Here is a 14,638-nt window from a genome sequence, read left to right as displayed (position 1 = left end):
AGGATACTTCGATGGCTGAACGATCCTTCAAGGCGGAAGTGGAACACCTGCGCAAAGGCAACGGTGACGTGTTCACCGGCGAAGGAATTCTGGCAATCACCAAGGCACTGCTGGAGAACGGTGTTGGATACGTGGGCGGCTATCAGGGCGCACCGATCTCTCACCTGATGGACGTTCTCGCCGATGCCGAAGAGCTGATGGCGGAGCTGGGTGTGCGGTTCGAGGCCAACGCCTCCGAAGCGGCCGCCGCCGCGATGCTCGCCGCCTCCGTCCATTATCCGATCCGTGGCGCCGTGACCTTCAAGGGTCCGGTCGGCGTCAATGTCGCGTCAGATGCGCTGGCCAACCTGTGTTCATCCGGCGTGAACGGCGGCGCGCTGGTGATCGTTGGCGAAGACTATGGCGAAGGCTCCTCCATCATGCAGGAACGGTCGCATGCCTTTGCGATGAAATCGCAGTTCTGGATGCTGGACCCGCGCCCCAACCTGCCCAGCATCACCAAGGCGGTCAAAGACGGCTTCGAGCTGAGCGAGGCATCGAACACCCCCGTGATGCTGATGGTGCGGATCCGGTCCTGCCACGTCACCGGCAGCTTTGCGACAAAGGACAATGTCCCGCCCCCGCTGACGGTGAAACAGGCCATCGCGAACCCGCAATCGGATTTCAACCGCGTCGTCCTGCCGCCGATGAGCTACATGCACGAACAGGACAAGATCAAGAACCGCTGGCCGGCCGCGGAAAAGTTCATTGTGGAAAACCAGCTGAACGAACACTTCGGCCCCAAGGATGCCAAGATCGGCATCGTCGTGCAGGGCGGCATGTACAACGGCCTGATCCGGGCGTTGCAACGCCTTGGGCTGGCCGATCTCTTTGGCCGGACCGAGGTGCCGATCTACTGCCTGAATGTCACATACCCCCTTGTCAGAGACGAATTTGACGATTTTTGCGAAGGCAAGGATCATATTCTGGTTGTCGAGGAAGGGCAGCCCGAACATATCGAACAACACCTTGGTTCGTTTCTTTACAAGGCTGGCCGGCGGCTAAAGCTTTATGGCAAGGACGTATTGCCGATGGCAGGCGAATACACCGGGCAGGTGATGCTGGACGGCGTTACCGGCTTCCTGAAAGCCGCGGCGCCCGAGATGTTGCCGGGCAAGGTGCGCGCCCCGAATGCCGAAGAACCCAGGATCCCTGACCTGAGCAAGACCGTGCCGATCCGGCCACCCGGCTTTTGCACCGGCTGTCCCGAACGCCCGATCTTTGCGGGAATGAAGCTGGTCGAACAGGAATTGGGCAAGCACCAGATCACCGGCGATATCGGCTGCCACCTCTTCGGGTCGCTGCCGCCGTTCGAGATCGGCGGCGCGACGATGGGTTACGGGCTTGGTCCGGCCTCAAACGCGGCTTTTGACGGCGGTGGCGAACGCAGGGCAATCTCCATGCTGGGGGACGGGGGGTTCTGGCACAACGGGCTGTCATCCTCGATCGGAAACATGGTGTTCAACAAGTCCGACAATGTGGTCGTGATCGTCGACAATTACTATTCCGCCGCCACCGGCGGCCAGGATGTGCTGTCATCCCGCGCGCACAACGACACGAAAGCCACCAACAACCCGATCTCCGCCGCGCTCAAGGGCGTCGGTGTGGAATGGATCAGGCAGATTGACCATACATATGACGTGGGCAAGGTGCGTGATACCCTGCGCGAGGCGCTGACAACCGACTTCAAAGGTCCGAAGGTGATCGTCGCCTCCTCCGAATGCATGTTGAACAAACAACGCCGGGAAAAGCCGATCCGGAACAAGGCGATCAAGGATGGACGGCGCGTCGATGTGCCCCGTTTCGGGGTCGACAGTGATGTCTGCACCGGCGATCACGCCTGCATCCGCCTGTCGGGATGTCCTTCGCTGTCATTGAAACGGCTCGACGATCCGCTGCGTGACGATCCGATCGCCCATATCGACCAGACCTGTGTCGGCTGCGGCAATTGCGGAGAGGTGGCAGATGCCGCCGTGCTGTGCCCCTCCTTTTACCGCGCGGATGTGGTGCACAACCCCGGTGGATTCGAGACCTGGCGGGCCGGGTTGCGCAACCGGGTCATTTCCTGGCTTCAGGCCCGGCGTGATGCCAAACGGCTGCGCCTGACCGGAGCACCCACATGAACCTGGTCCTGCCACAGAAATCGCCCGATCCCCGCGTTGGCGACATCATCAAACTTGCCGTGATGGCGGTGGGCGGGCAGGGCGGCGGTGTTTTGACCGGCTGGATCGAGGCTCTGGCCAGGTCCCGGGGATATGCCTGTCAGGCCACCTCTGTCGCGGGTGTTGCACAACGCACGGGTGCCACGATCTACTACGTCGAAATGGCAAAAAAGTCCGAATTAGAGCCTGTTTTTGCACTTGCTCCGGCGGGCGGTGACGTTGATGTGCTGATCGCCGCCGAAATGATGGAAGTCGGTCGCGCAGTGATGCGCGGTTTTGTTACCCCGGACCGGACGACGCTGATCGGCTCCACCCACCGCGCCCTTGCAGTGTCGGAAAAGATGGCACCCGGCGACGGGATCGCGGACGCGGAGGAAGTGCGCGCTGCAGCCGAAATCGCGGCGCAAAAGCTGATCCTTGCCGATATGGATGGTCTGGCCGTTGCCGAGGGTTCCGTGATTTCCTCCAGCCTGTTCGGCGCGCTTGCGGGGTCCGGGGCGCTGCCCTTCCCGCGTGAAGCCTTTGAGGAGGCCATTCGCGCCAGCGGCAAGGGCGTGGATGCATCGCTCAGGGCCTTTGCCGCCGGTTATGACGCCGCGCAGAACAGCACCGAAGAACCGGTTGCACCTGCAAAGCCCCCCGCGCCCGAACTGACCGGGCCGGACAGCGAAATTGCCCGCTGGAAGGCGCTGTCTGATCGTGCGAATGCGCTGCCCGGGCCGGTGCGGCAGATGGCAGGAAACGGGTTGATGAAGGTCGTTGATTTTCAGGATTGCGCCTATGGCGAAACCTACCTGGATCATCTTGACCGTATCGTTGCCAGGGACAGCGCCGGTCACGATTGGCTGCTCAGCGTGACAGCGGCGAAATACATCGCCAACGCAATGGCATATGACGACATCATCCGGGTGGCCGACCTCAAGACCCGCGCGCCGCGCATGGCCCGTATACAGGCAGAGATGGGCGTGAAAGACGGGCAACTTGTCGAGGTGACGGAATTCTTCCATCCCCGCGCTGAAGAAATCGTCAGCCTGCTACCGGCCACCATGGGCGCACGTTGGGAGGCCAGCCCGAAGCGCATGGCCCTGATGGACCGGCTGTTCAACAAGGGCCGCCGCCTGCGCACCCATTCGTTACGGTCTTTCCTGATGCTGCATTTTCTGGGGGGCCTGAAAGGATATCGCCTGAAGACCCGCCGCCATCAGGTGGAGGTCGCGCATTTACAGCAATGGCTTGAGGCCAGCCTGGCACCACTTGATGACGATTATGCGTTGAGTGTCGAGCTGCTCAGGAACAGACGGCTTGTCAAAGGCTATTCCGATACCCATGCCCGCGGTCTGACAAAGTTTGCCACGGTGATGAACGCGGCGGATCTGTTGCGCGGGCGGAAGGATGCGGCGGAATGGATGGGACGGCTCCGCGAAGCGGCGCTTCAGGACCCGGACGGAAAGGCGCTTGAAGGGGCCATTCAGACCGTGCGCAGCTTTGTCTGACACCCTGCCGGAACAGCGCGTTCCTGCCGGTTTGACCGGGCAATAACCACCGGATCGCATAGGATTGGTGATGGCAGTCGACGCTCAGGCAGGCAGGTCGGGTGTCGGCTTTGCGGGTAAACTGCCGTCAGTCAGTGCCAGCCAGACCCGGAACAGACCGAAGCCGCCAGACCTTCGCTGCACTGCATGGTCACACAGGTGTCGACCGCCAGGATTGCTCCCTGGCCAAGGCCTGACCACTGGACCATCCGAACAAGGATTGGTAACGGTACGGCTACACTTTGTGAATAGCGAGTAACGCCAGCCATGACTTCTCCCCGCCCCGGAACAAAGGCGCATGCGCTTCGCCTCGCCGATGCGGAAACCTCGCTGATGACCCGGCACCGCGAACTGGCGCATATCACCGCCGCCCTGATTGACAAGGAGGCCGAGGTCGAAGCGCAGGCATTGCGTATTCAGAGCCTTGAAGCTGAACTTGCCGAGGCCCGGCAGGCGCTGGGCCGTGCCCAGGGGATCGTGGATTACAACCTCGCGGAACTTCAGTCGATCCGATCCAGTACATCCTGGCGCCTGATGGCTCCGGTCCGAAAGCTGGGGCAGTTGCTTGGCAGATGACCAGCTACAGGCGAGGTCGGGCGGCATGACCAGACTGCCCGCAACCCGTCCGCTGATGGGTGACGTGGCGCTGCTGCAAAGCTCGCCCTATTTCGATGAATTCTGGTATCTCGACCAGTTTCCCGACGCGGTAGACTGTGGCCTCGCCCCTGCAGAACATTACCTTTGGGTCGGTGCGGTCATGGGCCGGGACCCGTCGCCATACTTCAGCGGTCAGTTCTATCTTGAGCAGAACCCCGAGGTCGCCGCGGCAAAAATGAACCCCCTTGTGCATTATCTGCGCCATGGGCATGCGGAAGGTCGGCGCGCGCATCCGGATGATGTGGCGCTGCCGATCCCGCAGAACCGGCCCGGTCATGATGTCCTGGGGCCTGCGCCCTGGGGCGATGCGCTGCGGAATTCACCCTTGCAGACCACTTTGCAAGGCGATGGCCCGGCAGAGTTGCCATCACCCGAAGCACGCGCAATTGCCGGTGCCGTTCTGTCGGGCTGCGCCCAGATCCCGACGGTCTCCGTGGTCCTGCCGATCCACGGTCGCGGGTTCTTCCGCGCATTGGATTCAGCATTGGGGCAAAGCGTTGCGCCAGCGGAGATCATTCTGGTCTACAGCGCCGGACAGGACGAAACCCTGACCCAGGTCAGACGCACCTATACCGAGGCAATCAGTTCGGGGTTGCTGCGGATACTCCCGAGCATCGGCACCGGATATGCGCTGGCGTGCAACACGGCGCTGGAAGCCGCGCGTGGCGAGTTGATCGCCTACCTCGACGGTGATTGCCACTGGCGGCAGGATTATCTCAAGCTGATGACAGCCTGGTTTGCCCAGAATGACGATCTGGCGACCGGCTATGCCGGATGGCGCAGGGGAATGATCCGGCCGGGCAAGCCTCAGGCCTGGGGCACACCCTATGACCGGGCCGCGTTGCTTCAGGAACAGACGATCGACCTGAGCACCTATATGCATCGCCGGTCCGTGTCAGACCAATTGGGCGGATTTGACGAGGATCTGGGGTGCTGCGCCGCCTGGGACCTGATCCTGCGGCAGACCGCAGTTTATGCCCCTGGCTACCTTGGTTTTGTCGGCGCTGACGTGGTCCGGGACCTGACCGAAACCGGTTCAGAGCATGCGCGGCATGATACACAGGCCCGGCACCGTCAGGATCGCTGGCGCCATGGGCTGGAAGCGCCCCGGATTGCCTATGTGCTTTGGGACTGGCCCGCATTGAGCCAGAGCTTTGTCATGGCCGAGCTCGAATGGCTTGTTTCGCGTGGCTTTGACGTTGAGGTTTTCTTCAAGATCGCGCCGGATCGCGCGGCAGAGGTGCCCTTTGACATCAAGCAGCATCAGGTAGAGACGCCCGAAGAACTTGCCAAGCTGTTGATCCTGCGCGACCGGACGCTGGTGCATTGCCATTTCGCCTATCCCGCGATGACCCTGCTGACCTGGCCAGCCTGCCAGTTGGCGGGAATTCCCTTCACGTTTTTCGGTCATGCGGTAGATATTTTCCTGCACAACAACATCGCCGTGAACCGGATCGCGGAGATCATGAACGATCCGCTGTGCCTGAAACTGTTTGTGCATGGCGACTATCATCGAAAGCATCTTGAGACGCAGGACATCCCGGTCGAGAAGCTCGCCTATGCATTTCAAAGTGCCAATCTGGATCTGTTCCGCGGCATTCCGGACAAGCCGGCGCCGGTCAGGGGTGCAGTGGCGCGCGGCGTTTTCATCGGCCGCTTTACCGAGAAAAAGGGGATCGAAACCCTGATTGAAGCGGCGGCACTGCTGCGCGATGAAGCGGTCGCATTCGACGTTTATGGCTATGGGCCGCTTTGGGGCATCATCCATGAACAGGCGAAATCGCTGGGTGTCGACAACATCACCTTTCACGGCCCCCTGGACGGTCGCTATGCGGTACGTGACATCCTTCAGGACTGTGACTTCTGTATCGTGCCCTCCATCGTGGCGGACACCGGCGATACCGAAGGATTCCCCACTGTCGTCATGGAAGCGATGGCCGCGCGCAGGCCGGTTGTCACCACTGCGGTTTCTGCCATGCAGGATTATCTGACTGACGGGATTCACGCCCATATTGCCGCGCCCCGTGATCCGCAGGCGCTTGCCAATGCGGTGCGACGCATGTTGCACCAGCCCGCGGTGAAGCGCCGCGCGATGTTGCAGAATGGCGCTGATTTCCTGCGCGACCATGTCGGAACCGACAGGACCATGCAGACCTATTGCGATACCTGGTATCGCGCGACGCTGGATATCGTGCTGGTCACCTACAACACGCCTGAGCACGACGATTTCGAGCAGACCATCGAGATCATCCGACGCATCCGCTCAAATACCACCACGCCCTACCGTCTGGTGGTGATCGACAACGGATCAGACCGGGCCTTCCGCGCGGCTTTGACACAGCTGGCCCGACAGATGCCCAACATGCGGCTGCATTTCCTGGACCGGAACCGGTTAGTCGGACCTGCGACCAATATCGCCCTCGCCGGGTCCGATGCTGTCTATGCGATTTACCTTTGCTCGAAAGAAGGTTTTGTCGCCCGGCACGGGTGGGAACGGCCACTGATCGACCATATGCGCGAGCATCCTGATGTCAGCCTAGGTGGCAACCTGTGCCACCTGCCGCCGCATACGCTGGGCAGGGAGATTGTCCAGCATCCCGCTTTCCCCAACTTCAGAAACCCGGAATTTGCCAAAAGCCATCCCGACCGCCCGTTTCAGCACGTCCAGGGCGGCGCCTTTATCCTGCGCCGGGATGTTGTTGATCGTGAAACCGGCTTTTCGTCCAGCCTGCCCCAGGCCAGCACCGATGTTGAATTCAGCTATTTTCTTGAAAGCCGTGGTCACAAGCTGGCCAATATTCCCCAGGTGTCATCCCTGACAGTCAAGACACTGCCAAGGCTGGATGCGGTACTGGACGAGGCCACTGCCGTCGCCCATCCCGTTTTGCCGCATGACACATACCAGTTGGATCGGATGCAGATCCCGACTACGACAAGGTGCAACCTTTGCCAGGGATGGGATTGCATTCAGGACGACGGGCGTTGCAGCCATTGCCAGAGCTCGGGCATGGATCGGAAACTCTACCAGTTCCTGGCGCATGACTGGCGCGCACACCGGGGCAACAAGGCACTGCTTGTCGATTGCGTTGCCTCCCTGGTCGATGCGCTTGGCACCAGTATGTTCGATCCGACTGCAACCAGTTGGCAGGACCTGCCTCAATCCGAGAGTTTCACGCTGATCTGTCTGGGCAGCGAACCCGGCCACGACATGGCAAAACGACTGTTGGCGCGCCTTGAACCCGGCGGCCTGATGGTTTGGCCCGAGGGGTCGGGCGCCGCGCCTGCTGCATTGGTCAACACAACGCCCGGCCTCCGCGCAAGCATTGCACAGCGCGTCTCAAGAGTGTTGCGCAGCGACAGCAGAAGGTTGTTCTGGGTCGCCCGGAACGGCTGACCTGCAGCGCCTGACGAAATCCATGAAACATCACGTAACGCGTTGAAATCTCTGATTTCAGGCAGCGTTATGCGATGCAGGTTGGTCGCATGACGCTTTAGTTCCGGATCTTCCGCACAATCCACCGCATCGGAGCCGTGATCCGCCAGGACGTGCTGGCCTTCATCGACTCATACGCGGCTTCCGCATATGCGCCCCGGCTTTTCAGCTCGCTGATTTCTGACTTCGCCGCCTGTTCGCTTTCGATCAGGATTCTGGTCAGATCCGTGATTTCGCGCTGCTGCGTTTCGACAGAGGTCTCCAGAATGGCAATCCGGTTGCTCTTTTCGCTCATGCTGCGCTTCAGCTGGCCAATACGGTTGATTTCCTGTTCCAGCGCAGTTTCCTTGCGGGAAAGGCTGGTTTTCATATCCACAAAGCGTCTGTCCCTGTCGGATTGCTCAGCTTTCAGGGCCTGCAATTCACGGTGGGTCTGCTCCGCTTCGTGACTGCGCTGGGCAAGGGCGCTTTGGGCCTGGGAAAGCTCGGCCCGAAGGGTGTTCAATTCCGATTGATCCGCCTCGCGTTCAGATGCAAGGGTCTCCAGCCGGGTTTGCGCCTCAACAAGGGTTTGGGCCAGTTCCTCACGTGCCGCTTCGGCCTGTTTCCTGAGGTCCTTGAGTGAGTCGCGTTCCGATGCAAGCGCGTCCAGCCGGGTTCGCGTTTCAGCCAGGGTTTGCGCCTGCTTCTCCCGCGCCTCTTCGGCCTGTTTCCTGAGATCCTTGAGTGAATCGCGTTCGGATGTCCGTGCGATCAGGTCTTTTTCGGTTCGTTCCTGAAGGGACTGAAGTGCTGCCAGCTTCTTTTTCAGATCGTCAGAAGAATTTTTCAACGCATCACGTTCCGCAGAAAGCGCGTCTTGCGTCTGCGTCATCTGTTCATTTGCGCTGGCAAGGTTCGTCAGCTGCGTTGCCAACCGGTCCTGTTCCTGCACGGACCGGTCAAACGAAGACTGCAATCCAGCGACCTTTTGCTGGAGGTTCGCCTTTTCCTGTTGGATCAGTTGTTGTTCTGACCGGGTGGTTTCGAGCTCAGCCTGAAGGGCGAGCCGTTCCTCGGCCAGACTGTTCTTTTCGCGTTCGAGGTTCTCCTTGGCGCTCTCCGCATTTTTGAACTTCGTTTGGACCTCGGCGAGCTGCGCACGCAAAGCATCACGGTCTTCGGCCACGCCGTTACGGGATTCCCGCAGGGATGCATTTTCGGACAGCAGGGAATCGCGCTTCAAGACCAGCGCGTCGCGTTCCGCCGACAGTTCCAATTGCTGTTTCGACAGGTTTGTCTTGAGCGCGTCGCGCTCGGCCTGGATCGCAGTCAGCGATCCGTCCAGGTTTTCTTTTTCCAAACTGACCTTTGTCAGCTTCTGCCGGATGGTGTCACGCTCATTCTGCGCCTGCGACAGATCGGCTTTCAGCGTATCGCGTTCCGCTCTGATCGCATCGCGATTCTGGCTGAGGTTGTCCCGTGCCGTGATGGTATCGTTCAGGCGCTTGTCCAGGCTTTCCCGCTCTTCCTGCAGGTGTTCCAGCCTGGATTCGCGGTCAACAAGGGCGGCGGCGGTCTTGCGACTTTCCTGAATCACCGGGGCAAAGGTTGTACCGGCACCTGTCAGTGCGGCGCGGATCATGTCCAACGACTTATAGTCGGTCCGCGCCTCACCGGATGCCACCCATTTTTCGAGGATCGCATAGGTATCGCGCACCCATTCCGACAACATCGGGTTTTCCAGCGCTGCTGCAGGCGCCTCCTCGTGGTGACGCAGATTGCTGTCCAGGAAGGCGTCGACCTCGGATGAAACGCCGATCGAAAAACGCGGCAAGGTCAGATCCAGAGTGCTCTGCACCTTGGTTATCATTCCGGCCCAGTTTCCAAGCAGGCTGGCGTAATTGACAAAGCAGCGGGCCTTTCCCCGTGTTGCCGCTTCGGCGTCCAGAACGTGGCGCAACCAGGTCAACATGCCCGTCCCGGTATTCATCCCGTCACGCTTGGCGAGGGAAGCGGCAACCTCCAACGGGTTGCGGTGCGTCAGGACATATCGTGGTGCAGCGCCGCTTTCTTTCAGTACGTCTTCCCAGAAGGGTACCAGTCGGCAGATCCGGGGATCTTTCAGCACAAACAGACGGGAATCGCCGAACTCGCCTTTCACAAGCTCAAGCGCGCGGTCGTGAAATTCTTCCACCCGGTTGCTCTTGAACCATCCAGGGTTGATCGGCAGCCAGTCATCCCAGCTTGACCCGGCAGAGCTCAGCAGATCGTTGTGCAGCGTAAGTACACTGGTCGACTCGAAATACCCTTTTTCATTGTCGACGGTCGGCTTCATCTGGTTGGCAGGTGCATCGCATCCCAGCAGGTTCAACACCCCCGCCAATGCAGATGTGCCGGACCGATGCATACCAAGGACCACAACGGCATCGCGTTTGGCTGCGGGTTTCTTGCGGGCAGCAGCAGGGGATGCCGCTTTCCGCGCGGTCTTCTTGCGCGCCGTGGTCTTGCTGTTCTTGGTCGTTACTCTTGCCGCCATGTTCTGTCTACCAGTTCCCGAATTGCAAAGTCTGCCCTAAAGCCCGATGTTCAGTGCCTGAGTCCCAATGTCAATGATAGGCCTGTTAACAACGGCCAACCGCAGGACCCATGTGTTCTGTTGAAAATAACCGACGCATTGCACCCGATCCTCTGTGCGGTGCTGCATCCGGCGACTTAGGTTTTGGTGAAAAGCTGGATCGGCAACCAGTCCAGATGACTTACCTTGCTGGCATATCTGCGCACCCCGGTCTTCTGGAGTTTCAGTGCAGCAAACTTCTTTGTCAGCGCGTCACTTTCCGGACAGCCGGCAAGGAAAAACGAACCGCCGGTCTTGAGCAGGCGCGACGCTTCCTTGAGCAGCAGATCATCGGATTTCGGATCCTTGCCCAGCGCGTCGTTCATCATGACAAAGCTCAGCCTGCCATCCGGTGAATCCGTGCGGCCCTTTGATTTCAGCAGCTCCAGAAAAGCATCCGCCTCGATCCGTCGTCCCTGGAACTGAAAGGTCCAGAACTCCGATATCGCCTGTGGCACATTCACACCAAGCGCGGGCAACCGCTGATACAGCAAGGTGGATTCGGCCAATACCCTGTGCAAGGTGCGGCCCCGCCGTGATGCACCACAATTCGGGCAGCGGGCGGCCCCATCCAGATCATCGAATTTCGTGCTCTGTTTGCCGCAGGCGTTGCAATGATGCACTTCGCCCCTGGCGATCGCATCCAGTGCGCGCAGATCTTCCAGCATCGGGGGATGCAGGGCACCCATGTTTTCGTCAATGCGGTGAAAAAGTCCCGGACGTGTCTTGTTGTAAAGCGCCATCAGCCCCGGCACCTCACCCAGCTTCCAGCCGCAGCTTTCGACATAATAGGAAAACTCGACATCGGTGGAATTATGCGGCACGTCGTCTGAAAAGCCGCCAATCTCGTCGATCATCGACCGCCGCATCACAAAGAAACCGCCCTGAACATGGAAGAACATCCTGTCAGGGTTGTCGTGGGCAAACTGCTTGTTGCGGAACTTGTCGAACAGCGATTGGGCAACCGGATAGTCACGGCCGTAAAGATAGGTGGGCGCATGGCACAGCGTCCCGGCCAGGCCGACCTCGGGGTTTGCATTCATATAGGTGATGAACGGTTTTTCCCAGCCGTGCCGCGTTGTCATGCCTTCCTTGCCGCAGACATAGATCGCATAGTCGGATTGCCCGTTCTCCAGGCAAATATTGGTGCCGGGTCCGACCATCGCGTTATCACGGTTCAGGACCAGGGTGACATTGTCATGCTCGGCATGCAGGCGCATCAGATAGGTCAGCACATCGGGCTTGCTGCCGTTGTCACAGATAATCAGGTGGAACGGCATCGAGGTGTTCTGGAACAGCCGCCGCGTGACTTCGGTGATTTCGGCAAGGTTGTTCCAGCTCACGATCAGCAGGTCCACCCGCTCATTCGCCCAGAGCCGGACCAGGTTTTCCACCAGCGACGGTCCATTGTGGTTGCGACGCAGCCGCTCCTCGGCGGTTTCGATCATGCTTTGGACCATGCCGTCAGGCCACTTGTAGAATGACCGTATCCGCGCCGCGATCTCTGCCGGACGCGCATCACATACCAACCCGGTGATCTTGTCTGTCACAAGGTCGGGAATCCCTGCAATATCCGTGGTCAGCACGGGCAATCCGGCGGCAATCGATTCCATCAATGTGGTCGGAATACCGTCCATGTCGCCATCGGCAGCGCGCACGCTGGGACAGGCAAACAGATCATGCTCCCGGAACACCGCCATCAGCGCATCCCGTCCCTTTACCGGACCATGCAAATGGACGTTCTCGATTTTCTGTTCGGCGATCAGCTTGCGGTAACTGTCTTCCAGTTCACCATAGCCGTAGATGTTGATGGTGATGCCTTCGCCTTCCAGCAGCTTGCCGGCGCGGATCAGATGCTCCAGCCCCTTCTTTTCGGCAAAGCGGGTGACCGCGCAGATACTGCGTTTGGTTCGTTTGGCACGATCCTTCACCTTGCCGGCCGCAAACAGATCGGGGTCGACACAATTGGAGTTGATCAGGATCTTGTCTTCCGGCACCCCCTGATCCACGAGATAGCGCATGTGAAACTGCGACAGGGTTATGACCTTGCGACACATCGGAGAACGCGAGAATTCGTCGATCCGGTTCTCGGCCGCATTCCCGTATCTGAAAATATCCTGCGCATGGGCGATGCAGGTAAACGGAATTTTCGCCTCTTCGCAGGCGGGCCAGACCATATTGGTGACAGTGGGAAAGACGAAATGCGCATGGACGATCGTGCGATCTGTCTCTTTCAGGCGCGTGGCCAGATGGTGATGGTCGGTCACCCGTTCCCATTCGATATCAAAGTCCGGTTTGAAATCCGGATAGGGTGACTGCCTGCAGAACACGCGAACATCGACGCCCTGTTCACGCAGGATACGCAGCTCGTTCAGAACGAAGGTTTCCGACGGCACTGGGAAGTGCCAGCAGAAATAGGCGACCTTGAGTGCCGCTCGCGGTGTCGGGACAATATTTGCACGCGGCTTCAGCGTGACCTTCCGGGGTGTGCTCTGCGTGGTCGTCAGAGCGTCATAGGCTCCCTGCATCTGTTCGACATAGACCTTATGCGCGAACCGGCGTGTCACTTCGGCCTTTGCCTGTTCACCGATGCGCCGCATCATGGCCCGGTCATCGGCAAATCTGCGCAGGTGCTCGGCCACGGCTTTCGTATCGCCCAATGGAACGATGAATCCGGTCTTTCCCTCATCCACGAATTCGGGCGGCGCACCATAGCGATACACGATTGTCGGACGCCCGGCCGCCATGCCTTCCAGCACGGTCCGTCCAAAGCTTTCCTGAAAGTTGGACAGATTCAGGATCACATCCGCTTCGGCCACGGCCTTGGTCGGCGTGTCCCGGTAACCGGTCACGCTCAGCGTCTTTGGCAGCGTTCCGGCCGCGACCTGTTCCATCAGGGCATTGGTATGTTCGGTTTCCGGGCCAATCAGTTTGAACTCAACATCCGGGTGGGTTTTCGAAAGCAGGCGGGCGATTTCCGCAAGGTCCTGGATGCCCTTTTTCGGCAGGTTCGAGCTGATCAGGCCCACCCGCATCGGCCCGTCGACCCGGGGCGGATCAAGTTTTGTCAGATCGGAAAGATCCGCGGTATTGTAAACCAATGACGGCGTCTTCCCGTCCTTGGCAAATCCCTTCAACGTGGCCTTGGAGTTGGCGATCACATGGTCGCAATGATCCCATATCCAGTCGACGATATGTTCGGCACTTTCGCCGATCATGTTCAGCAACGCCTCGTCGTGATGGATCAGTTCCCGCACGTGGATCATGCTGCGCACGCCCATCCGCTGCGCCGCCAGCAGCGGTTCGCGCAGGACGATGGTGTTGGTGTGCACGACATCCACGCCTTCATCCTGAATGATGCAGGCAAAATCGGTTACGGCGTGGTCGCTGACAGCCTGTCCCTTGCGCCACCAGCCATACCGGAAAACATAAGTGGCAAAGGATTTTCTGCGCAGGGTCCGGAAATAGTCCGGGTTGCCATGCCCCGGCACGGTCACGATGACATTGTAGTCCAGTGCATTCAGCCCATCGATCATGTCAATGAAACTGCGCTCCCCGCCGAAAAGGTTTTTCCCCGCAACATGGCTGCACAGCATGATCGTGGGCCGGCCCGGACGTGCAGCGACGCCCCCGGCGACGCGTTTCACGCCATCACGCACAATTTCTTCGGCCTGGTTTATGCGTGGTGAAGCAACCTCGGCGGTGCGGCGCCCTTCGGCGCGCCCGTAGCGGATATAATGAAGCACGGGATTGTAGTTCTTGCGCGCAACATCGCTGTGAGTTTTTACATAATACTCAGAATTGAAACGTGGCCCCGGATTCCGCAGCAAACGGCCGCCTAGCCACAGAAAGTGGTCCAGCGGATCCATGCCCAACATTTCTACATCCGGGTACTGTTGCCGATACCATTCCGGATCAAATAGATCGGATTTTTCAAGAATCGCCTTGTCGGTGTATACAGAAGCCATTTCTGTTTCCTTACAAGTATTTAATATCGTAGGTAAAAAGTTATGTTTACAAGAAGAACTGGTTACGCTCACTCTTTAGTTCACTCGAAAAGAGAGGTCTATGCCGCGCGGTCAAAAAAGCCCCGGCGGCTGGCTAAAGCTCAAGTTTTTAGCAGTTCATCGCGCATTGTCCAATCAACTGAGCGCAAATTTTCCGGTTGTCCAAAAAATGTCTGAATAACGGACGTGGATCGCCGGGCCGCCCGGTGCCA

General features: G+C 59.2%; 6 protein-coding genes. 4 read left to right on the top strand and 2 right to left on the bottom strand.

Annotation, left to right across the window (positions count from 1 at the left end; all coding sequences use genetic code 11):
• Positions 1–11 precede the first annotated feature (11 nt).
• The 4 genes from O4H53_RS09460 to O4H53_RS09445 all read left to right on the top strand — a co-directional run bounded on the left by O4H53_RS09460 (position 12) and on the right by O4H53_RS09445 (position 7,784).
• On the top strand, positions 12–2,162 hold the full coding sequence (locus O4H53_RS09460; RefSeq protein WP_269363238.1) for an indolepyruvate ferredoxin oxidoreductase subunit alpha: 2,151 nt from the start codon (positions 12–14) through the stop codon (positions 2,160–2,162).
• A complete protein-coding gene (locus tag O4H53_RS09455; protein WP_269363236.1) occupies positions 2,159–3,694 on the top strand; it encodes an indolepyruvate oxidoreductase subunit beta family protein in 1,536 nt (511 codons plus the stop codon). Before O4H53_RS09460 ends, O4H53_RS09455 begins: the two co-directional genes overlap by 4 nt.
• Positions 3,695–4,000: 306 nt before the next feature.
• Positions 4,001–4,309, top strand: a complete 309-nt coding sequence (locus O4H53_RS09450; RefSeq protein ID WP_269363234.1) for a hypothetical protein — start codon at positions 4,001–4,003, stop codon at positions 4,307–4,309.
• Positions 4,310–4,334: 25 nt separating this feature from the next.
• Complete coding sequence (locus O4H53_RS09445; protein WP_269363232.1) at positions 4,335–7,784, top strand: glycosyltransferase; 3,450 nt, start codon at positions 4,335–4,337, stop codon at positions 7,782–7,784.
• 97 nt (positions 7,785–7,881) lie between these two features.
• Here O4H53_RS09445 and O4H53_RS09440 read toward each other — a convergent pair whose 3' ends face one another.
• Entirely contained in the window at positions 7,882–10,341 is a 2,460-nt protein-coding gene (locus O4H53_RS09440; protein ID WP_269363230.1) for a hypothetical protein, read from the bottom strand.
• Between the two features lie 176 nt (positions 10,342–10,517).
• A complete protein-coding gene (locus O4H53_RS09435; protein WP_269363228.1) occupies positions 10,518–14,387 on the bottom strand; it encodes a glycosyltransferase in 3,870 nt (1,289 codons plus the stop codon).
• Positions 14,388–14,638 lie beyond the last annotated feature (251 nt).

It is taken from the genome of Sulfitobacter sp. G21635-S1 (genome assembly GCF_027213915.1).
Lineage (GTDB): Bacteria > Pseudomonadota > Alphaproteobacteria > Rhodobacterales > Rhodobacteraceae > Sulfitobacter.
This window is presented reverse-complemented; position numbering and strand designations above follow the sequence as displayed.